Origin of the sequence: Paenibacillus sp. A3M_27_13 (assembly GCF_024213315.1) — a bacterium.
GTDB lineage: Bacteria > Bacillota > Bacilli > Paenibacillales > Paenibacillaceae > Paenibacillus > Paenibacillus polymyxa_B.
The window spans coordinates 261709-287495 of record NZ_JANAVE010000002.1; the positions used below are offsets into that span (position 1 = coordinate 261709).

A 25787-nucleotide genomic window follows, 5' to 3' on the forward strand; every position below is an offset into this window, starting at 1 on the left:
GAGATATGACATGAATAAACAGAAAACGAATATCGAAGAAATGAAACCAAGCTACATATATACCTATGCGTGTCATGAAACAGAGCGTGAGTTGTGTTTTTTGGAATTAAAATGCTTGTTCGGTCAGCCGCCCGTGCAGGACTCCATCCTATTGTCCCATCGGCGTCTGGAGCCGGGGACGAGCCCGTTTATTCATCTTAGGCTGGATGTAATGACAGATGCGGGAACGCTGGAAGAGCTATGCGAAGCAGCTTCTATGTTACAACTTGAGGAAGGAAAGACTTTCAAGGTGTTGTGCCTTAAAGAAGGTGACCATGAGGCTGACTATGACGAGCGGCGCGGGATCGAACGCCGAATGGGTGCACGCATTCATGGGCAGGCGCAAATGAAGACACCGGATATCACCCTTGGTGTTATTCGGATAGGAGAACGGTGGCTACTGGGCACGTGTCAGTATAGCGACAGATCGTGGCAGGAGCGTCGTCAGAAGCCGCAAAATTATTCTACTGGACTACCCGTTCTGGTTGCCAGAGCACTTGTGAATTTGGCAGCAACTGATCTAACAGCAGCAAAGGGAGAGTCAGGCTCATTGAAACTGCTAGACCCGTGTTGTGGTATGGGCAATGTAATGATTGAGGCATTGAGTATGGGAAAGGATATTCGCGGTTGTGATATCAACCCGTTGGCGGTGCGTGGGGCACGAGTGAATTTGCGTCATTTTGGATATGAAGAAGATCTAGTGAAGCTCGGGGATATGAATATGCTCGAAGGCACATACGATGCAGCCATATTGGATATGCCCTATAACCTGTGCTCCGTGCTCCCGGCTGATGAACAAAAGAAGATGCTGCGCAGTCTGAGACGCTTGGCCGCGCGGGCAGTGGTCGTGAGCACGGAGCCGATGGAAACATTGTTATCCGACTCAGATTGGACCCTTACGGAGCAATGCCGCATACATAAGACAGGTATGAGTCGGGAAATTTGGATCTGTAAGTAGTGTGTTAATACTGAGTTTTGTAGTTAACCAAATTCAGCGGCAGTTCCTGATCAGCGGCATAGGCATTCAAATTAGTAAGAAAAATATCTACTGCCCGTTCGGCATATCGGTCCGTATCGCCTGCAATATGCGGTGTGATCAAGACATGGTCCAGACTCCATAGCGGATGTGAAGCAGGTAGCGGTTCTTCCTCGAATACATCCAGTCCGGCAAAGGCAATATGCTTTTGCTCCAAAGAGCGTACAAGCGCATCCGTATGAACGGTGCCACCGCGGCCTACATTAATGAAGAAGGCTCCCTTACGCATAGCTGCAAATGCTTTTTCGTCAAAGAAGTGATGGGTTTCCTTGGTGAATGGCAATATATTTACCACGATATCCGCTGCTCCCAATGCTTCGTGTAGTTGTTCGTTAGTATACATATGCTCTACATGGGGAGCTTCCTTGCCAGAACGACGGACTCCGATCACCCGCATGCCAAAGGCTTCTGCAATCCGCGCTGTTTCACGGCCAATTTCGCCAACGCCTGTAATCAACAGCGTTTTGCCACGTAATTCCGTCAGTTGGCCTTTCGGTGGCTGCCATGTTTTCTGACGTTGCAAGAGAGCTGCTTGCTGTAAATAACGTGTATGCGATAGCAGCATGCCAAAGATCTGCTCTGTAATTGGAATTGCATGCACACCACTCGTATTCGTGAGTAAAATGTTACGCTTTTCCAATTCGGTAAGCGGTAGCTTGTCAATTCCAGCCGACCAGGTTTGTATCCACTTCAGTTTGCTGTCTGGGTGTAACGCCTCTTTGGCAATATGCTTGGACCAGCCTAGAATAACCTCGGCCTCCCGGATTTGTTTAGGCTCCAATTCCTGAGCTTTGCCAATAATCAATTCGTAGCCCGGAGCTGTTGCACGAACTTGTTTTTTTTGCTCTTCCGTAAGTTGATGTAAGCTTAAAATGTTTCCCATAGTTCATAGCCTCCTCGATTTTTGATTCCTTGGAGTTTCCAATATATTCTGGCGAACCATCCTTTCAAGAATAACAGATTGCCGAAAAAATTGCATAATTAGGGTAAAAACGAGCTCGCGGTGTCACTATATATAACAACAAATGGCTTTACCCTGATTAGGGACAATCCAAACAGCTACTTTTTGAGATATCCACAAATATCTATTAGGAAAGGAGGTATAGATTGATGAAAAATGAATCGCAAAGACTTTTTACAGCTATTGCTCTCCCAAATGAGCATAAGAAGAAATTACATGATTGGGTGGAGCAGGATTTAAAAGACCTGACTTTTCGCAAATGGAGTGATTTCAGAGATTACCACGTGACACTTCAGTTTTTGGGTGATGTGGAGACCTCGGTTATACCGAAACTTGAGCAGGCTTTAGTTCAAGCTGCAGCTGAGCACGGCCCGTTCACACTCGGCATTGGAGAAGCAGGTTTTTTTGGCCGTGAAGAATTTCCGCGTGTACTGTGGAGGGGAGTGACCGGGCAGCGTGAGTCACTGGATCAACTGTACCAGTCCATACTCCAGGCTACGGAACCGCTGGGTTTTAAACCCGAGGAACGACCTTATCGACCTCATATCACCCTAGCACGTTCGTACACAGGAGAAAAGCCTATTCCACCGTCTATTTGGCAGTCAAATGACCGATGCAGCGAGCCGTGGGAAGTGGGAGAATTTGTTTTATATGCAACCCGAATGGGTCAAAAACCAATGTACCAAATAATTCAAACATTCCCATTAATGAGGTGAAAGCCTTGATCTATCAGCGAATTTAGTGATATAGTGTTTCAGCGTTATTCAAAAGGCGCATTTTGGGTTACATATCTGAGGAATGTGCTTAAAGTTAACGGGAGGAACATTATGGAAATCGTTAAAGAACATCGTTGGTTTGCACCTCTTTTGAGTGTGCTGCTTGTTTGTATATTGGGGATAGGCCTCTACGCTGAGGTTCAGCAAACACAGAAAAATCATAAAAATACACCTATGCAATCTCTGAGCTGGTCAGGGAACTCTTCGGCTCCTTCATATGGCGACAGGATGGGGACCCATAACGGGTCAAACAGGACAAGCCCCATCTTTGTCGCTGCTCATGGGCAGCCAAGCTGGAAAGAAATCATGCCGACACCGTTACCCGCTTCCCAGATGAAGCAGGCGGAACAAGCTCGGAATAACGTTGCTACAGGCAAGAAAAAGCCTGAGGTCCAGCATAGCAAGTCCGCAATCCTAACCCCTCCTACAACCATCTACTTTACGAAGACAAAAATGCTCACTCAGGATGACAAGGCGTTGTCTACCTGGAGCTATCCTGTCTCCGCTAAAGAACTGCTCCTGCTGCAAAAAATAGTGATGGCAGAAGCAGAAGGCGAACCGTACGAAGGCAAAGTGGCAGTTGCCAACGTTGTCTTAAACCGGCTGCGGTCAGCCCCATTTCCCGATACGATTCAGGCAGTGATTTATCAAAAAGCGCAATTTAGTCCGGTCGCGAACGGGCGTCTTCGTCGTGTTCAGCCCAACCAGGACAGCATCCGTGCGGTTACTGCTGCTTTGAACGGCCATAAAGCCGTGCCTGATAACACCTGTTTTTTCCTGTCGCTTACGTTAGCCCAGGACCTTACGGTTCATCATTCGCGTACCAAGGTGAAAACTATCGGTCATCATACCTTTTATAAATAAAGGCAGCCTTCTACAAATAACAGCCCTTTCTAAACAATAGGGTTCAGCTTTGTGAACGGATTTTGTGGTACAGGTGAAGCCAGTATGCAAAAGAGGTATAATAGGTAAAGGAAAGTAACCAAAATAATGAAAGTGACAAAGGAGGCGTAGATGATATGAAAATCACATATTATGGACATTCAGTTGTACTGGTAGAGGCAGAGGGGAAACGGATTATTATTGATCCTTTTTTGACGGGAAATCCTAAGGCAACCGTAAAAGCTGATGATATTCAGGTGGATGCCGTGTTGTTGACACACGGTCATGCTGATCATTTTGGAGATGCTGTTGAAATTGCCAAGCGCAATGATTGTCCAGTAATCGCGGTCGCGGAACTGGCTGAATATTGTTCATCCTTGGGAGCCAAAGCTCACGGTATGAATCTGGGTGGGGGTCACCACTTTGACGGTTTCCATGTGAAATTCACGCTTGCGTTCCACAGCTCATCTTTGACGGTGGACGGACAAACCGTTTACATGGGAGAGCCGGCGGGGATTTTATTGACCATGGGAGGCCAAACCTTTTTCCATGCAGGGGATACTGGCCTGTTTGGCGACATGCGTCTCATTGGGGAAACTAACTCCATCGATGCTGCGGTATTGCCGATCGGAGATGGTTATACGATGGGACCGGAGGATGCACTGCTGGCAGCAAAATGGCTGCGTGCAAGCCGCGTAATACCGGTGCATTACAATACGTTCCCGGGTATTGAGCAGGACGGAGACGGCTTCTGTGATCGTCTACACAAAGAAGGCATTGAAGGGAAAGCATTGAAGCCCGGCGAAAGTCTCGAATTTTAATACGGATATCTGATTTGCGGGAATACACTTGATGGTCTATAAACTCATCAAATCTCCTTTGTCAGCCTTTTCTGTTCCTTAGAGGAATAGGAAAGGCTGTTTTTTAAAAGTGAATATTTATACATAAAAATGAGATATTTTTGCATTGATACGTTGAAGCTGTAATGTAAAAGATTTATTATCACAATCATAAAAACTTTGAATTGCTAACATGATAGGTCAATGATAAAATGATAGAACTAATTAGATTCATCAGTGGAATCGACGTATTTTTCAAGTCAAGCCATTGCATAATTATTGAAAAACATACGCATTCAGCGGACCGTACCGCCTTGAATACGTCACATGTTTTGTCCCCCATTCCTCGTAGTTGTTCTTTGAGTTACCTCTTGTTGCCACTGTCTTCTATTCGGCCGCCTGTATTTCAGGCCAGCATGACTTTATAACAGAAAGGTTGCGTTCCATGAGACAGACAGGTTTACCACCCAAACAGGGACTATATGATCCCCAATTCGAAAAAGACGCCTGCGGCATGGGCTTTGTTGCCCACATCAAGGGAAAACCATCGCACGATATTGTAAGTCAGGCTTTGACCATGCTCGTGAATATGGAGCATCGGGGCGGTCAGGGAAGTGAACCAAACTCCGGTGACGGAGCAGGGATTATGATTCAGGTCCCTCATCTGTTTTTTCAAGAGGAAGCGGAGCGATTGGGTTTCAAATTGCCAAAGGCCGGACATTATGGCGTTGGTATGCTTTTTGTATCCAATGATCCAAAAGTTCGTGAGGTGCATGAGCAGAAGCTAAGAGATATCATCGTGGACGAAGGTCAAAATTGTTTGGGTTTTCGCGATGTTCCAACTTATGACGAAATGCTGGGGAAATCGGCAAAAGCAGCTAAACCGGGCGTGCGTCAGGTATTCATTGGTCGCAGTAGCGATCTGAAGGAAGAGCTGGACTTCGAACGGAAACTGTATGTCATTCGCAAACGTGCAGAGCTTGCTATTCGTTATAACCAAGAGGATGAGAACGGTGAGTCGTTCTATATTCCAAGTTTGTCATGTCGCAAGGTTGTATACAAAGGAATGCTGACAACCGAGCAGGTAGGCAAATTTTATCTGGATTTGCAGGATGAGCGGGTGACATCGGCGATCGCGCTGGTCCATTCCCGTTTTAGCACGAATACGTTCCCGAGCTGGGACCGTGCGCATCCTTATCGTTTTATGATTCACAACGGTGAAATCAATACTATGCGCGGCAACGTGAACTGGATGCATGCTCGCCAGGCGCAGTTTGAAAGCGAAGCGTTTGGTGGAGATATCAAGAAGGTAAAACCAGTCATTAACCCAGATGGCTCCGATACAGCCATGTTTGATAATACGCTGGAGTTTCTGTATCTGAGCGGACGTTCCCTTCCTCATGTAGCCATGATGATGGTGCCGGAGCCTTGGAACAAGCATGAAACCATGGACCCGAAGAAGCGAGCATTTTATGAATATCACAGCACCATGATGGAACCGTGGGACGGACCTGCTGCGATGGCGTTTACAGACGGTATCCAAATCGGAGCCATTCTCGACCGCAACGGTCTGCGTCCTGCACGTTACTATGTGACCAAGGACGATCTGATCGCACTGTCTTCAGAGGCGGGTGTATTGGATATTGCTCCTGAAAATGTGCTCTATAAGGATCGTCTCCGTCCGGGTCGTATGCTGTTGGTTGATACCCAAGAAGGCCGTATCGTTTCTGACGAAGAGTTAAAGGAACGTATCGCTTCCGAGGAACCTTATCAGCAATGGCTGGATGAGCACTTGGTTGATCTGGATGAGCTGCCAGAAGCACTAGAACAGCCGGAGCCTAAACATGAAAATGTAAATCAGCTTCAGCTCGCTTTTGGATATACGTTTGAAGAACTGCGCAAAATTCTGGAGCCGATGGCACTTACAGGTGCAGAACCGATTGGCTCAATGGGGTACGACGCACCATTGGCGGTGCTGTCTGATCGTCCGCAACGTTTGTACAATTACTTTAAACAAATGTTTGCCCAAGTCACGAACCCGCCGATTGACGCCATTCGTGAAGAGATTGTAACGTCAACCGCAACTACGATTGGGCCAGAGCGCAATTTACTGCATCCAGAACCGGAAAGCTGTCGTCAGATTCGTTTGGATTCGCCGGTGTTGTCGAATGAGGAGTTTGCCAAAATTCGCCACGTACACCGTCCGGGCTTCAAATCAATGACAATTCCGATCTTCTTTGAAGCGAAGGAAGGTGCTGAGGGCTTACGCAAGGCGCTGGAAGGATTGTTTGAGGCGGCTGACCGTGTCATTGACAAAGGTCATAACATCCTGATTTTGTCCGACCGTGGAGTGGATGCGGAAAATGCGGCCATTCCGGCGTTGCTAGCTGTTTCCAGCCTGCATCACCATCTGATTAAGCAGGGTACACGTACACGTGTGAGCATTTTGCTGGAGTCCGGGGAGCCAAGGGATATTCACCATTATGCGGTGCTGCTTGGATACGGTGTGAGCGCGGTTAATCCTTATCTGGCTTTTGAAACGCTGGATGTCATGATTCAGCAGGGCTTGCTGCGCGGCATCTCGCACGAAAAGGCAGTTAAAAATTATATTAAAGCGGCAACAAAGGGTGTCGTTAAAATATTGTCCAAAATGGGTATTTCCACGATTCAGTCGTACCGTGGAGCACAAATTTTTGAGGCTGTAGGTCTGAAACAGGATTTTGTTGACCGTTATTTCACCTGGACACCTTCCCGCATTGGCGGTATCGGTCTGGAGGAAGTGACTACGGAAGCGCTCGTTCATCATAACCGTGCTTTCACCGACAAGGACGGCAACGACAAAGTGCTGGATTCGGGCGGCGACTATCAATGGCGTAACGACGGGGAAGAGCATTTGTTTAACCCGCAAACGGTGCATTTGCTCCAGCAGTCGGTTCGCTCTGGAGACTACAAGTTATACAAGAAATACGCCAAGCTGGTGCAGGGCGAAACGGAACAGCATTTAACGATCCGCTCGATGCTTCAGTTGAAGCCTACGGGTGAGCCTGTGCCGCTGGAAGAAGTGGAATCCGCTGCATCCATTATGCGTCGCTTCAAGACAGGAGCCATGTCCTTTGGCTCGATCAGTCAGGAAGCGCATGAAGATATGGCGATTGCGATGAATCGGATCGGTGGCAAGAGCAATACGGGTGAAGGTGGGGAGAACCCTGCACGTTTCATTCCGGATGCCAATGGCGATTCTCGTCGCAGTTCGATTAAGCAGGTAGCGTCGGGCCGATTCGGTGTAACATCGAATTACTTGGTGAATGCCGACGAAATTCAGATCAAAATGGCGCAAGGCGCGAAGCCGGGCGAAGGTGGACAACTGCCAGGACGTAAGGTATACCCTTGGGTTGCTGAGGTACGTGGTTCTACGCCAGGAGTAGGTTTGATTTCACCACCGCCGCATCACGATATTTATTCTATCGAGGATTTGGCAGAGCTCATCTATGATCTCAAAAACGCCAATCCGCGTGCTGACATTAACGTGAAACTGGTGTCAGAAGTAGGCGTAGGCACGATTGCTACAGGGGTAGCAAAAGGCCGTGCTGACATTATTCTGGTCAGCGGTTACGACGGTGGTACAGGCGCTTCCCCGCAAGGCTCCATTCGCCATGCAGGTATGCCTTGGGAGCTGGGTCTGGCGGAGACGCATCAGACGCTGATGTTGAACAACCTGCGCGACCGCGTGGTATTGGAGACAGACGGCAAGATGCTGTCTGGCCGCGATTTGGTAGTAGCTGCCCTGTTGGGCGCGGAAGAATACGGCTTCTCTACAGCGCCGCTCGTGGCGTTGGGCTGTATTATGATGCGGGTATGCCAAATGGATACATGTCCGGTTGGTGTGGCTACGCAGAATCCGGAGCTGCGCAAAAATTATATGGGCGATCCTGCCCATGTGGTGAATTTTATGCGTTTCATCGCAGAAGATGTCCGTGAAATTATGGCGGAATTGGGCTTCCGTACAATTCAGGAAATGATTGGACGTACGGATTGTCTGGATACCGTGAACGCCGATTCGCATTGGAAGAAGAAGGGCGTAGACCTGAGCTTGCTGTTGCATGTTCCTGAGTTGGAAGAAGGTAGTGTACGTTACCGCGTACAACGCCAAAATCACGGTCTGGAAGAAACACTCGACATGCAGCAGCTCGTACCGATGGCTGCGGAAGCGCTGGAGAACGGAACGCCTGTTGAGGGTACCTTACCTATTACAAACGTAAATCGGGCGGTAGGAACGATTCTGGGCAGCGAGGTCACCCGTAAGTATGGAGCGGCGGGTCTGCCAGAGGATACGATTCGCTTTAACTTTATTGGATCGGCAGGTCAGAGCTTCGGGGCATTTATTCCGAAAGGCATCACGCTGAGCGTGGAAGGCGATAGCAATGACTATGTCGGTAAAGGGCTATCTGGCGGTAAGGTTATAGTGAAAAAGTCTCACAAAGCAACCTTTAAGGCAGAAGAGAACATTATTATCGGAAATACAGCCTTGTATGGAGCGACCAGCGGTGAAGCTTACATTAGCGGAATCGCAGGCGAGCGCTTTGCCGTTCGGAACTCCGGCGCACGTATTGTAGTTGAGGGCGTTGGGGATCATGGTTGCGAATATATGACGGGCGGACGTGTAGCGGTATTGGGTGGAACCGGACGGAATTTTGGAGCCGGAATGTCCGGAGGTATTGCATATGTCTATGACCCTGAGGGGACGTTCCTGAGCCGTTGTAATCTGGAAATGGTGTTGCTGGAAGGTGTGGAAGAACCTGCAGAAGCAGCGGATTTGCGCGGCTTGATTCAACGCCATGTCACTTACACGGGTAGTGAAGCGGGACAACGTATTTTGGATGATTGGCAGACTGCGATTCAGCAGTTTGTACGGGTGATTCCAAAGGATTACAAGCGTATGGTTGAACAGATCCAAAAAGAAGAGGCAACTGGTTTGAGCGGAGATGAAGCTCTGTTGGCAGCATTTGAAGCCAATATGCGTGAATTGGCGCGTGCCGGGGGCTAAAATGTAGACTACCAAATTTACTAAAAAAGGACTCGCTGAATACCGCTGTTATAATCACGGTGGTACCAGCAAGTCTTTTTTAGGTTGCTAAAAATGTGATTCATTTCCTTGACAAACGTCATAAATTCTGACATTACCCCCAAAATGTTTTCCTGAAACGGTAAATATGTTATAAAAAGTACCAAATTTTTTGGAATGTAACCGTTTACGTAAGAGTTTATGTCTTGTTATTTATTTTTGGATTGGTTATGATTTTTTTAGAGTACACAAACAAACCTAATATGCCCATCGTCCCTTCAAAACACAGAATAGGGTGACAGGATGAAGTTGAGGAAGTCAGCAGAAGACAAAATGATTTTTTTATACCGTTATGTATCACTATCTTTAACGTCACTTGTTTTTCTGTTCGAATCATCTAGGTTAATCGTGTGGCAGAAGCTATTACTGATTGGTTTTCTATTTTTATCCGTTACAGCATTTACTTGGATTTACCGTAAATACAGACTTCATGATATGGTATTGAAATGCAGCATTGCACTAGAAACAGCAGGGATCATTTTGTTGTTATTCCCAACCGGAGGGATGGATAGCCCGTTCAAATGGTATGTGATTACCCCCATGCTGGTGGCTTGTGCTCATCTGTCTATGAGATACAGTTGGACACTCCTCCTTTCTTATATCGGCTTGGTGCTTACATTTTGTTATATCTTTTTTACACCAGGTCAATATTTTTTGTGGGATCTTATATTGCAGAATATCAATTTGTTTCTGGTACTGATCGTAACTACGATGGCAATGCAGGTTATCGGCGTCATGAAGGACGAACTGAAGGTGGCTAAAGAACAAGCCAATGAGACGATGGATCATATCAAGTCGATTTACCACATCATGGAGACGACCAGCCACAATGAGGCTTTAAATCTCGGCCAGGTCATCTCAGACTATACTGTCAAGCTAACAAAGCAGAGCCGTGCATTTTTCTGGCTGGATAGTCAGGAGGAGGATGCACCGGAAAGTAGCCAGACAGGCTGGACGGTAGAGGAGGAGGAGCAGCTATTTGAGGAGCTGGGGAATTATCGGGAGGAATTCAGGGAAGAGCGTGAACCATTTTTCAGACATCTGCCAGAATGGGGCGATTTCCTCATGATCACAGTACCGATGACGACCCGTTTTGTAGCGACGATTGGCCTCAAGCTGGGCCCGGATCAAAGTCTGACAGGAAGACGCTGGCTCGTGCAACAACTGATATTCTTGGCTGAGCTGAGCGCTGTGTTCTTGGAGCGCTATGAGCTGGAGCGTATTGAAAATCAGCTGATTGTGACGAATGAGCAGAACCGAATTGCAAATGAAATGCATGACAATGTTTCTCAAAGTCTTTTTGGTATTGTGTACGCAACGCATTCTCTCCGGCAAACCTGGTGTCATCAGCCAAAGGAGCAGGTGGAGGAGCAAATTGATCTAATTCAGCAATCTGCTAACCAAGCGGTTAGAGAGCTGAAAGGGGCGATTCATAGTCTAAGCTCGAAAAAAAGCGGAGGCTCAACTTGGTTAGGGACGGTGAAAAGTCATCTCCATACACTCTCCAAGCTGAACCATGTACAAATTGATTTTGACATTCATGGTGATCATTATTCACTTCCGTATTTGTACCAAAAAGCTTTGTTCCGCATCATTTCCGAAGCGGCGGGGAACGCAATCCGTCATGGATTGGCCAAGCGAATTGATGTGAAGTTAAAATTGACGCCCCAAGTGATTAGACTGTCTATTCATGACGACGGAGTAGGGTTTGAGACGGCGAGAATGGTAGCAGGAGGTGAGGCGGTCAGTGCAGGCGGGGGCCTGGGCATGATGAATATGGAATATTTAGCTCAATCGATGGGAGGCGAATTTGATATTTCAAGTCGAATCGGAGAGGGAACACAGATCCGATTGTCCATTCCGGTAAATGCTTATGAATGAGAATTTTGCAAAATCCTCGAATAAAATGCGTGAACATTCTGCAATACAAAATCTGCGGTAACAATCGGATACATAGGGATTATGCAAATCCTGAACTGTAGACAGGAGGCCGAATCATGAAAATTGTCATTGTCGATGATCATCCTTTAGTACGGAAAGGACTCGCTGCGGTTATATCCATGCAGCCCAATGTTCAGTTTGCGGGAGAGGCCCAGAATCAACAGGAAGCACTTGTGGTGATCGAGGAAACAGATCCGGATCTGGTGCTGCTGGATTTGAAACTAGCTGATGAATCGGGGCTGGATATTATCAAGATAGCGCGCGGACGTGGTTTCAGAAGCAAATTTATTTTGCTGACCTCTTCCGCAACACGTGAAGATTTTCTGAAAGCAGAGGAAGCTTCCGTGGATGGTTATGTGCTTAAGGAAGCATTGCCTGAGGAATTAATTTACGCGATTCATCTTGTCAACAAAGGACGCAAATATTATGATCCGGCTATTCTCGAAAACAAGCTGCGTGAAGATGCGGGCAATCTGTCGGACGACCTGACGCCAAAGGAAAAGGAAGTGCTGGTCGAGCTGGGACAAGGAGCCTGCAATCGTGAAATTGCATCGCGGTTATTTATCAGTGAGTTCACAGTCAAAAAGCATGTCAGTCAGATCTTGGCCAAGCTGCGGCTGGCGGATCGTACGCAGGCAGCATTGTATGCCAATGCCATTGGTCTGGCGAAGTACGAGCCAACAAACATGGTATGATGCGCTGACTCTATAAGCTGCGCTGCACTTTTATATGCGAGTGGAAAGAAAAGCCTCAAAATCACCAAGCTTTGTGATTTTGAGGCTTTTTTCGATTTCTTTTTCCATAATCGACAAAGCATGGTACAAAAGTATACCATGCCGTATCCGAAAGTATACATTTCCCTCCCCCCATAGTGAGGGAGAAAGTGCCATTCGGTTCCATGTCGTTCACAGAGCCAATTGTTACAATAAAGTCATACTTAAATATGAAGAGAAATTGTATAGGAGGGAGGATTTTTGTGGAGAAAACCATTTTGGATTATCTAGTCCTGATCAAAAGAAGATTGTGGCTGATCGCAATTTTTGTCATTCTCTCATGTGTAACAACATACTTTGTGAGCGACAATGTTGTGAAGCCAGTCTATTCCGCTTCAAGCCAACTGCTGGTTAATCATATTTCCGCCAAGCAGGGGAGTAACAATCTGAACGACGTCAACACAAGTCTTAATTTGGTGGAAAGCTACAAGCAAATTCTCACTTCACCTAAAATTATGGACGCTGTTGTAGCGGCTCATCCCGAGTTCGGTTTGACGCAGCAGAAGTTGGCAGAGAAGCTGCAGATTAAATCCTCGGATAAAAGTCAGGTTATCGGTTTGACGTTTGAGGCAGGGAGCTATCCACAGGCCGCAGCGGTAGTAAACGCGGTAACCCAGAAATTCGTACAGACAGTTCCGGGATTGATGGAATTGAATAATGTGAAAATTTTAAATGAAGCGGACCCTCAGGCCAATCCTGACCCGATTAATGGGAACCCGCTCATGAATATTGCGATTAGTTTTCTCGTATCGCTGATGATTGCATTGGGCACGATTGTGTTCCTGGAAAGCATTAACGGCACGCTGCGCTCGGAGAAAGAAGCGGACGCGGACATCGGTATTCCGGTAATCGCATCGATTCCAGTCATTCGCAAGAAAGACGTCGATGGAGCAGCCGGAAATTCCAAAGAACGGGTAGGGGAGCGTAAATATGCTGCGATTGAATGACATGTTGATTACAGAAAGTAATCCATCATCGTATATCTCGGAATCATTTCGATCCCTCCGTACATACATCCGGCAGCAGGTGATTGGGCAAAAGGACCGTGGCACGGTTCTATTGTTGACCTCGCCGGAAAGCGGAGCGGGTAAAACTACACTGCTCGCCAACATCGGAGTTTCCTTTGCACAAGAAGGCAAGAAGGTGGCTCTGGTGGATTGCAATCTGCATAAACCAGCGCTGCACGAAATATTCGGAATGGAGAATACCGCAGGTCTATCGGCTTATTTGCGCGGTGGGGCTTCTTCCAAGTCTATCGTTAGGCATGGTGGGCTGGAGCTATCGGTTGTTCCCGGTGGAGACACCCTGTACAACGCAGCAGATCTGCTCGGTAGCGAACGTATGGCTGAGCTGCTGGAAGAGCTCAAACGTGAATATGACATCATCTTGCTTGATTCGGCTCCGGCGTTGAATTATACGGATGCTCGCTTGATTGCAGGCTTGACGGATGGTGTGATTCTCGTTGCTAGACATGGTCGTACCAAACGGGAAGATCTACGCAAAACAAAGCAACTCATGGAGCAGGCCAGTGCGACGCTGGTTGGAATTGTGATGAATCAGGTGAAGTAAGCAACACCAAAATTCGATGAAGCAAGGAGAATGAGTGCGATGACGAAAAGAGTGAAAAAGGCCATTATTCCAGCAGCAGGGTTAGGTACGCGCTTCCTCCCTGCCACAAAAGCGATGCCTAAGGAAATGCTTCCAATTATCAATAAGCCTACGATTCAATATATCGTGGAAGAAGCGATTGCTTCGGGTATTGAGGACATTATTATCGTTACGGGTAAAGGCAAACGTGCCATTGAGGACCACTTTGACAACGCATTTGAGCTGGAATCCAAACTGCTCGAGGACGGTAAGCTGAAACTTCTGGAGGAAGTACAGCGTTCTTCGGGAGTGGAAATTCACTACATTCGCCAAAAAGAACCCAAAGGTCTTGGACATGCGGTATGGTGCGCAAGACGCTTTATCGGGGACGAGCCGTTTGGTGTGCTGCTGGGCGATGATATCGTAACAGGTCAAAAACCTTGCCTGCGCCAGCTGATGGATCAGTATGAGGAAACTCAAAATTCGGTTATCGGTGTGCAGCGGGTACCGCAGGAATTTACGAACCGGTACGGCATCATTGAACCGGATCAGCAGGACGGACGCTTGTACCGAGTGAATAATTTTATAGAAAAACCGGCTCCAGGCACAGCGCCATCTGATTTGGCTATTATGGGTCGCTACGTGTTCTCGCCGAAAATTTTCAAATATCTTGATCTTCAGGAAAAAGGAGCTGGCGGCGAAATTCAGTTGACGGATGCGATCCAAAAGCTGAATCAGAGTGAGCGTGTGTACGCCTATGATTTTGAAGGCACTCGTTATGACGTGGGTGAGCGTCTTGGATATATTTTAACCACACTTGAATTTGCACTTGCCAGCGATGATTTGAAGTATCCGGTTATGGAGGCCATGAATGAATGGTTGAAAAAGACCGAGAAAGCAACCACGGCAGGTTGAGAGGGGGTACGTCAGCATGAGCATGGAAAATTTACCGGAGGACGGCGAGGCTGTCATGTCAGGTAAAGCGTTTTACATGCCATACGGAAATACACAAATTCAGGATAAAACGTCCTACCTGGTCACAAAACGCCTCCTTGATATGCTGCTGTCGTTCGTGGGCTTGATCGTCTTGCTTCCGCTTTTTGTAGTGGTAGGCGTTTTGATTAAGCTCGAAGACCCAAAGGGAAGCGTGTTTTTCAAGCAAACTCGGGTGGGCAAGAATGAGAAGTTATTCGATATGTATAAATTCCGTTCAATGGTGTCCAATGCAGAGGAACTGAAAAAGGACTTGATGGAGCTGAATGAAGTGAGCGGCGCCATGTTTAAAATTAAAAACGATCCTCGGATCACGAAAATTGGCAGTTTTCTGCGCAAGACGAGTATTGATGAGATTCCGCAGCTGTGGAACGTGTTGGTCGGCGACATGACTTTAGTCGGTCCGCGTCCGCCGTTGCCCAGCGAGGTCGAGCAATATTCTGATTATGATAAGCAACGCCTGATTGTAACACCGGGATGTACGGGTTACTGGCAGGTGAGCGCACGTAACAGTGTAGGCTTCGAAGAAATGGTGCAAATGGATTTGAAGTATATTCATGTTCGCAATACGTGGCTCGATTTGAAAATCATCATGAAAACAGGCGTTAAAATGCTGTTCTCCAAGGATGCTTACTGATGGATGCATTCAAGCGATGTCCCGCAGTGTCCGTCGTTATTTGCACCTATAACCGGGCGGACCTGCTGGAGAAAACGTTAATGTCCCTGCTGGAGCTGGAAGACCTTGCACTGGCTGAGATCATTGTGGTCGATAACCGATCCACCGATCATACAGCAGCGACGATCAAAAGGTTCACCGTCGCCCATGGTCAGAATATCCATCTCCGATATCATTATGAGCGCGAACAAGGACTGTCTGCTGCTCGCAATGCAGGCATTACGTTATCAAGAGCGGAAGTCATTGCTTTTCTCGATGATGATGCAATTCCGTGTGTTACATGGTTGCAAACGATTATGTCAGCATTCGGGAACAATCCTGAGCTGACGGCTATGGGTGGGAAAATTGACCCTATGTTTGAGACGGAACGACCGGGTTGGCTAACAGGCCCGCTTGAACTGCCTTACACGATTATTGATCTGGGCAAAGCCGTTCGTGAATATCCGTCTGGACTGAATCCATTTGGAGCGAATATGGCGATGCGCAAAACGGCTTTTGCCGCCGTTATGTTCCCGCTTCATCTAGGCAGAAAGGGAGATATCCTTCTATCAGGTGAAGAATCGTGGGTATTCGAGCAAATCCGTAAAAATGGTGGAACGATTATGTATCATCCACACATGTCTGTGGAACATTTTGTGCCGGCTTCACGGTTAACGAAAGAATGGATCATGAACCGCTACTATTGTCAGGGCATGTCTAACGCTGCTCAGGCCGTAGGTCTGCGCGGCAACGCGATGCTGATGGCGAAGACGGCAGCCAAAGTGTTATACATCACTTTGGATTCCCTGCTGGCACGTAGTGAGGGCAGGAAGCTGTTGAACCGGTGCAGGCTTGAAAGTATCCGTGGGACACTGGATACACTGCGCAACCGGAAAAGCGAGTCAGCTGCGGGGTGAAAGATGGAACATGAGTAACTATCCTTGGACTACTAGAATAAACACCATACAGCATGTTTTTATTTTTCTACTGGGCGCTCTTGCTGTAGGAATTGCGGCTACCTATCAGCCGGTGGTCAGTATTGCGGCGGTATGTTTACTGCTCTTGCTGGCTGTTTCTATCCATCATCCAGAGCGCATCAGCTACGCTGTTTTGCTAAGTACAGCAGTCTCAGTCGATTCTCTGTATCAGGGTGGCGTGTTCGGTATTGAGATTTTGTCATTGTACAAATTGGGCATTTTGGCTCTGCTGGTGCCGTGCATGCTCGTGTATGGCATACGTCTCAAGTTCAGCTATCCGGTCTGGGCATTGGTGATCATGCTGGGGATCACATTTGGATTTTCAGCATGGCTGCCTTTGTTAACGACCTCGATTGCCGTTAAGGCGTTCGTCGGTTTATCACTCCCTTTCTTTTTTTTACTGATCCAGTGGAAAAAGGATGTAGCAGAAAAGCATATCCGACTGATCAGTCTGTTGCCAATTATTAGTGTGGTCATTGGATTGGGTTTGCAGGTTCTAGGGCTGCATTCGTTTACGGATGTAGAATTTACGGGCGCAGTCAGAGTACAAGGAGCGAATATACCGCCGCATCTGGCAATGCTCTCCTTTCTCGGAATTGCCGTCTCTCTAATTGAGGTCAAGCGCAGACCCAAGCAAGCCGCTTTTTATTACACTGTGTTGGCACTGAACTTTCTGATTCTGATCGCTACCGGTACACGTGGACCGATTCTGGCTTTGTTATTAATGTTTGCTGTATATCTGTTTGATATTGCCCGTCAGTACCTCAAGGGGAAAGTCAATTATTTGCTACCGCTGGCCGGATCGTTTTTGGTTGCTCTGGGGGCGGTGGCCCTGCAATGGAACAATTTAAAAAAACGCTCCTTCGAACGGGAGACCGATACAGGCATTGACCTGTCGGGACGCTCGGAGGCATGGGAATATTTTTTGAACAGAGTACATGATTACCCTTGGTCAGGGAGAGGTCTTGGCGCGGTAACGGTCGCGAACGATGGGACATTATTCAATGGCTTTGTTGTACCGCATAACGAGTATATACGCTTTTATTTTGACACGGGATATATCGGTTGCGGGCTATTAATGCTTTCATTGCTGATCGTGTTCGCTCTCATTTACCGGTCGCTTGCCAAGTCTATCAAACCTTATTTTGTAAGCTTAATTGCAGGCTTTCTGATCTACTCGTTTTCAGATAATACGTTGTCGACGGTTCAGATGATTATTCCATTTTGCTGGTATTTGAACGCGTTATACCAGACATCTACTCAAACCGATTTTCGCAAAGAGAAGTGATACGATGAGCAGAGTGAACATGTTCGATGTCAACTTTGATAATTACGATTTTAATGATCTACTCGAATTTATAGATACTTCTATTGAACATCAGCGTCATTCCTACATTTTGACCTGTAATGTCGATCATGTGATCAAGCTTCGCAAGGATGATGAATTCCGCAAGGTGTATTCGGATGCCGGAGCTGTAGTGGCCGATGGGATGCCTATCATATGGGCGTCCAAGTTACTGAAAAAACCCCTCAAACAAAAGGTGTCCGGGTCAGATTTGTTCACTCGGCTGGGAGAGGCTTTTGAGGATCGAGGCTATCGTTTATTTTTTCTGGGTGCAGCTGACGGTATTCCTGAGAAGGCTATGCTCAATCTCCAGGAATCTTATCCGAACATGAATGTGGTGGGCTGTTACTCTCCTTCTTATGGTTTTGAGAAAAACGAGGAGGAGAATAGGCACATTATCCAACTGCTTCAAGAGGCTCGCCCGGACATCGTTTTTGTAGGTGTAGGCGCCCCTAAACAGGAAAAATGGATCTACAGATATTACGAGACTTACCGCGCTCCGATTTCGATTGGGGTGGGAGCGACCTTTGATTTCCTGTCGGGAAATGTGAAAAGAGCACCGGAGCTGATGCAGAAGACGGGATTTGAATGGTTCTGGAGGTTGTCTCAGGAGCCTAAACGATTGTGGAAAAGATATTTGATTGAGGATTCCCAATTTCTCGTTCTGCTGTTTAAGGAGATGTTCAAGCGGAAGCGGATGAAGGGAGGTCAGGGGTGAGAAACATGAGTCGGTTGGCAGATCAGCAGATTTCCGTTTGGCTAGGAAATCGGCGTGGAATCAGCATGATCGGCATGGGGTTGCTGGCTTGTATGTTGCCACTCGCCATCGGATTTGTCAGCGCCAAGATGAATCCCACCATGAGCCAGCAGGGAGCCATATTGCTGGCGCTCGTTTTTCCGGCCTTCCTGCTGGCGATCTTGCAATCGCGGCTACTGATTCCTTACACACTGGCAGTGTGGGCAGTAGGCCCGGAAATCCGCCGCATTGCGGATTGGATGGAGGGAACGTATCACTCGGTTTCCTTGTTGAGCGTGGCACCGCTGCTGGTAAGCAGTATGTTGATTATTCCTGTGTTGCGAGGCATTCATCAGGCGGAAAAACCCTTGACCCGAATTGCTGTATTTTTCGGCATAGAATTGGCCTACGGAAGTGTGGTCGGGTTATTCAAAAATGGTATTGTTTTTGCTTATGATTTAGCCAATTATGTGGTTCCTTTGATCCTGTTGCCTTATCTTGCGATTAAGCCCATGAAGGCGAAGGAGCTGGACCGACTGCTGTATTCATATGCCAACATTGCTGTTCTTGTGGCAATTTACGGCATTATTCAGTACTTGACGGTGCCTCCGTGGGATGCATTTTGGATGAATCATGTAGAAATGAATTCCATTGGTGTTCCAGAACCACTTCAAATCAGAGTATTTTCTTCCATGAACTCGCCCGGTCCCTGCGCTATTTTCCTGGCGATGGCACTTGTACCCATGCTAATGGAAAAACGTTGGCGTGGCACTTTGGGATGGATCGGAATCCTGCTGACGGTCGTTTGTCTCTTAATCACGCTGGTACGTTCAGCCTGGCTAATTGCATTCGTCATGTTACTGGCTTACATTCTCAGTTCATCTTCCAAGGGAAAGTGGAAAACCTTGTTTCAACTAGCTATAGTTGGCCTTCTTCTCTACATCATTGTTCCAAAACTTCCAGGGGCAGAAGGTTTGGTGGCTCGCATGCAGACGCTGACGGATATTCAGCAGGATCATTCGTACAATGAACGTTTGGATTTACTGCATACGATGCTTCCGGCGATTGCTGGCAATCCGGTCGGGCAGGGGATTGGGAGTGTAGGAATCGGAACCAAGCTTGATAACGGCGGCGATCTCGGCGAACTTGGGATTATGGATAATGGATATATCGCCATTTTCCTCACCTTCGGTATTTTCGGGGCATTCTTTTTCTTCGGTGGTCTCTTCGTTATCATCAAGCGCCTTCTCGCCCGTATTGCCGCACGAGATGCCAGTCAGCCTTATATCAGACTGGCGTTGGCTACGTGGGCCGGAGCTGTAGCCAGTCTCATATCAGATAATGGTTTCCCCGGTATGCGCGGCTATCTGATCTGGATGATGATCGGAATAGGACTATGGGCAAAAGATGTCATCGCGGAAAGAAGGTAAAGGCTGTGCAAAACTTACAAGCATTATCCGCACCTGTCCGGACACTATGGTCCACGGTGATTCGGTTTGCCAAAAGCAAGGATAACAGCTCTGCAGCAGTAAAAACGATGATATTCAGTATGCTGATTCTCGTCGTGAATATGCTGACTGGTGTGCTAACGGCACGATTCCTGGGTCCTACTGGACGCGGGGAACAGACAGCGATGGTGAACTGGTCCCAATTTCTCGCCTTCTGCATGAGCTTCGGTGTCCCATCTGCATTAATTTACAATGCGAAAAGGAAACCGGAGGAAACGGGCAAGCTGTATGGTCTGGCCTTGCTGCTGGCTACCATGTTCGGGGGCTTGGCGACACTCGTCGGAGTTTTTCTAATTCCTTATTGGCTGCGCTCTTTTTCTTCATCGGTCATACTTTTCGCGCAGTGCTCCATGATGATGTGTCCGCTCATAGCGATTTCACAGATCAATAATGCATTGCTTCAAGTTCGCTCGGAATATAAGCAGTACAATTTATTCCGGTATCTGGTACCGCTAAGTACACTGCTGGGTCTGGCGATTCTGATCTTAACCGGAAATATGAATCCGTACACCTCGGCATTGGCCTATTTACTGCCGGGCTTGCCGATTTATATTGGTGTCACGATACGAATGATTCGGCTGTACAAACCAAAGGTAAAGAACAGCTGGACGCAATTTAAAAATCTCTTTACCTACGGTATGGGTTCATACGGAAATGATCTCATGGGGCAGGTTTCCACTTATATTGATCAGATTTTGATTGCGGGTCTGCTCAGACCCGCTGATCTCGGTTTATATGCAGTAGCGGTCAGCTTGGCCAGGATGGTGAATGTATTTTCTACCTCGATCATTGTCGTGCTGTTTCCCAAAGCCTCCGGTCTGAATAAGGAAGAGGCGGTGGCCATAACATTTCGGGCATTTCGAGTGACATCAACGGCAACCTTTCTGGCTGCGGTGATGCTGATGCTGATTGCTCCGTTCGTATTTACATTGTTATATGGTCAAGAGTTTAAACAAGCGCTTACGGTATTCCGGTTCCTGGTGCTTGAGGTTGCTATCAGTGGGGGAACCATGGTGCTGGCACAACAATTTATGGCGTTGGGTAAGCCCAAACTGGTTACCATTCTACAGGGTGTCGGATTGGCGCTCGTCATTCCATTGCTGTCCATACTCGTACCGAAATATGGATTGACGGGTGCAGGGATAGCAATGCTGTCTTCGGGGATTCTACGGTTCATTTTCATTTTATGTAATGTTAAATTCGTTCTAAAAATGAAGATTCCAAGACTGCTTATTTCCAAACAAGATTTTCAATGGCTCCGATCAACGATGTCACACTACATCCGGAAAAAGCCAGTTAACGGTTAGATAAAGAAGGAGGCACCCGCTAATGAACCACATGTCTAGCGTTCCCGCGGACAACCGGATATCCGTAGTTATTATCGCTCAGGATGATGGCACTCGAATCACAGCCGCCATTAAATCCTGCAAGCCCTTTGCGGACGATATCGTCGTCATTGACGGAGGGAGCAAGGACAATACGATTCAGGTAGCTGAATCCTTGGGCTGTCGGGTGTTTTCCAACCCGTGGCCCGGTTATGCCAAACAGCGCATGTTTGGTGTTGAAAAAGCGGAATTTGATTGGATATTCCTGATTGATACGGACGAAGTAGTGGATGCAGAGTTGCTTGGAGACTTGTTGAAAGTAAAGGAAACGCTCCACGATCCGGCCAAAGCATATTCCGTATTCCGGATTGGAGATTTTCTCGGCAAATGGATGAACAAAGGCGAATACCTGGTTCGTTTGTACAATCGGCGTATTTATGGCATTACGAATAGTCTTGTTCATGAAATGCCGGATGTAGCCTCTTCCCAGATTGTCAATCTGGAGGGCGTGTTATGGCACTACGGCTTCCGCAGCATCAGTGATCATATGACCCGTTTTAACAAATATACAGATCTGGAAGCAGAGACGGCATTTAACAAAGGAAGATCCTTTCGGATTACCAGACTGTTGTGGCGGCCTCCTGCCCGCTTTGTGCAGAAGTATTTTGTCCAAGGCTTATACCGCAAGGGATTGGCGGGTTTTGCCGTAGCAGTATTCTGGGTGATGTATGAGTTTCTCGTCTGCTTCAAGCATTATGAGCTAACCAAGCGGCGAAAAAAGATAGAAATCGTGGATGACGGACATACCGAGCAGAAAGGAGAAACCAGCTATGTCGTACAATAACGGATTTCGTATTGCGGCAACGGGGCTTAGCTGGCCGTCCTTGCAGCCAGGAGGCCTCAACACATATTTCAAATCCATCTGTGAGCAGCTTACGTTAGAGCGCAATACGCTGGATGCTCTAATCTGTAGTGACGAGCAGCCGCAGGCGCCCGACCGTATTCGGATTCATTCGATTGGCAGCAAGCAGCAATCCATGTGGAAGCGTCGAGAGCTAATGCAAAAATATGCAGCAGAGCTGTTTGACAAGCAACCGACGGATGTACTGTATTCCCATTTTGCTCCCTATGGTGTCGGACCGGCGCTGGAGGCGAAAAAAAGAGGAATTCCGGTAGTTACCACCTTTCACGGACCGTGGACGGAGGAAATGAAGATTGAAGGACAGGGCATCAAGCATTTGCTAAAAACGACGTTGGCTAAATCCATTGAAATGAAGGCCTACGGATTGGCGGATAAATTTATAGTGCTAAGCGAAACCTTTCGGGATATTTTGCATGAGCACTATAAGGTTCCACTCAGCAAAATTCATGTTATTCCTGGTGCGGCGAATGTAGAAAGGTTCCACCCGGCAGAGGATCAAGAAGCGGTGCGGAAGCGCCTGAATTTGCCGCAAAATGCGACGATTGTGCTCACCGTTCGTCGTCTTGTTAATCGAATGGGACTGCTACAGCTACTGGAAGCATGGCGACGAGTAACCGAGCGTCATCCTGATCATGTGTTGCTGATTGGAGGGAAGGGCCCCTTGATGGAGGAATTGGCTTCCAAGGTGGCGGAATACAATCTTCATAACCATGTAAGGCTGCTCGGTTATGTGTCAGATGAGGAGCTTCCACTGTACCACCAAGCATCGAATTTGTTCGTTGTACCTACACAGGCACTGGAAGGTTTCGGTCTGATCACAGTGGAGGCGATGGCCTCGGGACTGCCGGTGCTGGCGACTCCTGTGGGTGGCAATAAGGAGATTTTAAGAGGATTCCGTCCCGAGCTTTTGTTCAAGGGAACGGATAGTGAAGCCATTGCTGAAGGGTTGCTGCGTGTGCTGGATCATCGTGAACTTCTACCGAATGCAAGGGAATGCCGGGACCATGTCCTGAGCAGATATACATGGGGACATGTAGCGGAGCAGGTGGAAGAGGTGTTCCGACAGGTCCTTGATAGAAAGGCGGCGGCGAAATGATGAGAGTAGCTTATATTGACCATACGGCAAGATGGAGCGGCGGCGAAGTCGCTTTGTATAACATACTGACGAATATCGGGGAACATATCGACCCGCTCGTTATTTTGGCAGAGGAGGGCGATTTGGCAGATCGGCTTCGGCAGCGTGATATTGATGTGCGCATCGTTCCATTGGACGATTCGATTCGCAATCGGGGACGGAATGCCGTGAATCTAGGTGCGCCTGCAGCAGCTTTTCGTTTGCTGGCTTACGGTAGAAAACTTGCGCCCTTGCTGCGTGAGGAAAAGGTCGTGTGCGTTCACACGAACTCGCTCAAGTCTGCACTGTATGGTACAGTAGCCGCCAAATCGGCGAAGCTGCCCTTGATCTGGCATATCCGTGACCACATCGGTCCGCCGTATCTGAAGCCGATTGTGGCCAAAGGGATTCGGCTGATGTCCCGCTTTTTGCCCAACGGAGTGATTGCAAATTCCAAATCCACGCTGAGTGCGTTGGAGTTACCCCCGGACAAAAAGACGCTCGTCGTTTACTCTGCTTTTGCCAAAGCAATTACAGCACGTGACACGGCTGCGGATTCACGTGGTGATGACTCGTTTAACGTCGTATTGGTCGGCAGATTGGCGGAATGGAAGGGACAGCATATTTTACTGGAAGCGGCACGCTCCTTTTTACCGGATCAGCGCGTGAAATTCTGGCTGGCTGGAGATGCGTTGTTCGGAGAAGAGGAATACAAGCAACGATTAGAGTCCACGATGCGCGAATACGGGTTGGCTAACGTCAATCTGCTGGGACACGTCGATGACATTCAAGGCCTGATGCAGCGTTGTGATTTGCTGATTCATACCTCTATTACACCAGAACCATTCGGTCAGGTCATTATTGAAGGCATGGCTGCGGGTCTCCCAGTGATTGCTTCCAATGAGGGTGGACCCAAGGAAACGGTGGTACCCCATGAAACCGGGCTGCTTATTGAACCGGGTGATCCGGCTAAGCTGGAAGAAGCCATCCGCTGGATGTTGGAGCATCCACAAGAACGTCAGCAGATGGGTGAGAGAGGGATGGAACGGGTCAAAAAGCATTTTGTCATCGAGAACACAGTTAAGGATATAGTTCATTACTATAAGGGTTTGTTGGCAGGAGTCTGACCGACATTCGCGTTAAAGGATGATTCAGATGAAAATAGCGATAGCACACGATTACTTAATCCAAATGGGCGGAGCGGAAAGGGTAGTAGAGGTATTCCACGATATGTATCCGGAGGCTCCTATCTTCACAACGGTGTTCAGCGACGACCGCCTGTCGCGTAACTTGAAGGATGCGGATATTAGAGCCACTTGGCTACAAAAAGTCCCAGGGGTGAAGGACAACTTCAAAGGAGTGCTGCCGCTGTATCCCATTGCTATACGTGATTTTGATTTTAGGGATTTCGACATTGTTTTAAGCTCCAGCAGTGCATTTATGAAAAGCATCCAGGTACCCAAACATACGTTTCACATTTGTTATTGTCACACACCGATGCGGTTTGCCTGGGATTACGATACATATATGGCCCGGCAGTCCAAATCCAACCTGCTCAAAAACATGCTCAAGCTGTACATGAACCGGTTGAAAACATGGGATGCCAAAACTTCTCGCAACGTAGACCAGTTTGTTGCCAACTCTTCGGTTGTTAAACGAAGAATTTTGCACTATTACCAAAGGGATTCGGATGTGATTTTTCCACCTATTAATACATCCCGTTTTAAACGCGCTACAAACATCGGTGACTATTACCTGATCGTATCCCGATTGGTGTCCTACAAGCGCATCGATCTCGCGATCGAAGCATTCAAACGTAACGGTCTCAAGCTGCGCATTGTGGGTGAAGGACCAGACCGTAAACGACTCGAAGGTATGGCTGCCCCGAACATTGAGTTCCTCGGCAGGCTTGAGGATGAAGAGGTTAACAAGCTGATGGCAGAATGCCGAGCGCTCGTTTTTCCGGGTGAAGAGGACTTCGGTATTACGCCTTTGGAGGCGAATGCGGCCGGACGGCCTGTCATCGCTTTTCAGGGTGGGGGAGCGCTGGATACGATTGTTCCTCATGTGAACGGCGTATTTTTCCGCAAGCATCAAGTAGAGGATGTGCTGGAGGCCGTCGAAAAGGTTGAGCAACATGCATGGAATGTGGACGATATCATTACCCATGCCCGCAAATTTGATGAAGAAAACTTCAAGGATCAATTAAAAAAGTATGTAGAACAAGCCTATGTGAACTTTCTAAAAGGAGGATGA

Annotated in this window: 21 protein-coding genes; 20 read left to right on the forward strand and 1 reads right to left on the reverse strand. The window is 47.7% G+C overall.

What is annotated here, in order from left to right; translation table 11 throughout:
- Positions 1-10: 10 nt before the first annotated feature.
- A complete protein-coding gene (locus NLX82_RS07645) occupies positions 11-997 on the forward strand; it encodes a TRM11 family SAM-dependent methyltransferase (RefSeq protein ID WP_028543117.1) in 987 nt (328 codons plus the stop codon).
- A gap of 4 nt (positions 998-1001) precedes the next feature.
- On the opposite strand, the gene NLX82_RS07650 is transcribed toward NLX82_RS07645, so the two are convergent.
- Positions 1002-1958 (reverse strand): D-2-hydroxyacid dehydrogenase, encoded by a 957-nt coding sequence (locus NLX82_RS07650; protein WP_254347705.1) that lies wholly within the window; start codon positions 1956-1958, stop codon positions 1002-1004.
- 227 nt (positions 1959-2185) lie between these two features.
- On the opposite strand from NLX82_RS07650, the gene thpR reads away from it, so the two are divergent.
- From thpR to NLX82_RS07745, 19 genes are all read left to right on the forward strand, one after another.
- Complete coding sequence (gene thpR / locus NLX82_RS07655; RefSeq protein ID WP_254347706.1) at positions 2186-2752, forward strand: RNA 2',3'-cyclic phosphodiesterase; 567 nt, start codon at positions 2186-2188, stop codon at positions 2750-2752.
- 111 nt (positions 2753-2863) lie between these two features.
- Positions 2864-3676 (forward strand): cell wall hydrolase, encoded by an 813-nt coding sequence (locus NLX82_RS07660; protein WP_053324848.1) that lies wholly within the window; start codon positions 2864-2866, stop codon positions 3674-3676.
- Between the two features lie 155 nt (positions 3677-3831).
- Positions 3832-4515 carry a metal-dependent hydrolase gene (locus tag NLX82_RS07665; RefSeq protein WP_071559048.1) on the forward strand — a complete coding sequence of 228 codons (684 nt, stop codon included), beginning with the start codon at positions 3832-3834 and terminating at the stop codon, positions 4513-4515.
- 463 nt (positions 4516-4978) lie between these two features.
- On the forward strand, positions 4979-9577 hold the full coding sequence (gene gltB, locus NLX82_RS07670) for a glutamate synthase large subunit (RefSeq protein WP_068938671.1): 4599 nt from the start codon (positions 4979-4981) through the stop codon (positions 9575-9577).
- 321 nt (positions 9578-9898) lie between these two features.
- Positions 9899-11536, forward strand: a complete 1638-nt coding sequence (locus NLX82_RS07675; protein ID WP_028543112.1) for a sensor histidine kinase — start codon at positions 9899-9901, stop codon at positions 11534-11536.
- 116 nt (positions 11537-11652) lie between these two features.
- Positions 11653-12291: a response regulator gene (locus NLX82_RS07680; protein ID WP_013309148.1), complete on the forward strand. Its 639-nt coding sequence runs from the start codon at positions 11653-11655 to the stop codon at positions 12289-12291.
- A 281-nt stretch (positions 12292-12572) separates the two neighbouring features.
- Positions 12573-13316, forward strand: coding sequence for a YveK family protein (locus NLX82_RS07685; RefSeq protein WP_023987416.1), 744 nt, complete (start codon positions 12573-12575; stop codon positions 13314-13316).
- Positions 13300-13938, forward strand: a complete 639-nt coding sequence (locus tag NLX82_RS07690) for a CpsD/CapB family tyrosine-protein kinase (protein ID WP_028543111.1) — start codon at positions 13300-13302, stop codon at positions 13936-13938. Before NLX82_RS07685 ends, NLX82_RS07690 begins: the two co-directional genes overlap by 17 nt.
- A gap of 39 nt (positions 13939-13977) precedes the next feature.
- Complete coding sequence (galU, locus tag NLX82_RS07695) at positions 13978-14871, forward strand: UTP--glucose-1-phosphate uridylyltransferase GalU (RefSeq protein WP_013309151.1); 894 nt, start codon at positions 13978-13980, stop codon at positions 14869-14871.
- 16 nt (positions 14872-14887) lie between these two features.
- Positions 14888-15586: a sugar transferase gene (locus NLX82_RS07700; RefSeq protein ID WP_013309152.1), complete on the forward strand. Its 699-nt coding sequence runs from the start codon at positions 14888-14890 to the stop codon at positions 15584-15586.
- Entirely contained in the window at positions 15586-16521 is a 936-nt protein-coding gene (locus tag NLX82_RS07705) for a glycosyltransferase (protein ID WP_013309153.1), read from the forward strand. The genes NLX82_RS07700 and NLX82_RS07705 overlap by 1 nt, the downstream gene beginning before the upstream one ends.
- 10 nt (positions 16522-16531) lie before the next feature.
- The gene (locus NLX82_RS07710; RefSeq protein ID WP_068938670.1) at positions 16532-17869 is read left to right on the forward strand and encodes an O-antigen ligase family protein; all 1338 of its coding nucleotides are present in this window, start codon (positions 16532-16534) and stop codon (positions 17867-17869) included.
- A 4-nt stretch (positions 17870-17873) separates the two neighbouring features.
- Positions 17874-18644 (forward strand): WecB/TagA/CpsF family glycosyltransferase, encoded by a 771-nt coding sequence (locus NLX82_RS07715; protein WP_028543109.1) that lies wholly within the window; start codon positions 17874-17876, stop codon positions 18642-18644.
- Between the two features lie 5 nt (positions 18645-18649).
- Positions 18650-20092, forward strand: a complete 1443-nt coding sequence (locus NLX82_RS07720; RefSeq protein WP_023987420.1) for an O-antigen ligase family protein — start codon at positions 18650-18652, stop codon at positions 20090-20092.
- Positions 20093-20097: 5 nt separating this feature from the next.
- Positions 20098-21477: a lipopolysaccharide biosynthesis protein gene (locus tag NLX82_RS07725; protein ID WP_013309157.1), complete on the forward strand. Its 1380-nt coding sequence runs from the start codon at positions 20098-20100 to the stop codon at positions 21475-21477.
- A gap of 22 nt (positions 21478-21499) precedes the next feature.
- Positions 21500-22339: a glycosyltransferase family 2 protein gene (locus NLX82_RS07730; protein ID WP_023987421.1), complete on the forward strand. Its 840-nt coding sequence runs from the start codon at positions 21500-21502 to the stop codon at positions 22337-22339.
- Positions 22326-23513 carry a glycosyltransferase family 4 protein gene (locus tag NLX82_RS07735; RefSeq protein ID WP_023987422.1) on the forward strand — a complete coding sequence of 396 codons (1188 nt, stop codon included), beginning with the start codon at positions 22326-22328 and terminating at the stop codon, positions 23511-23513. The genes NLX82_RS07730 and NLX82_RS07735 overlap by 14 nt, the downstream gene beginning before the upstream one ends.
- Positions 23510-24658 (forward strand): glycosyltransferase family 4 protein, encoded by a 1149-nt coding sequence (locus tag NLX82_RS07740; protein WP_028543108.1) that lies wholly within the window; start codon positions 23510-23512, stop codon positions 24656-24658. The genes NLX82_RS07735 and NLX82_RS07740 overlap by 4 nt, the downstream gene beginning before the upstream one ends.
- A 28-nt stretch (positions 24659-24686) precedes the next feature.
- Positions 24687-25787 (forward strand): glycosyltransferase, encoded by a 1101-nt coding sequence (locus tag NLX82_RS07745; protein ID WP_023987424.1) that lies wholly within the window; start codon positions 24687-24689, stop codon positions 25785-25787.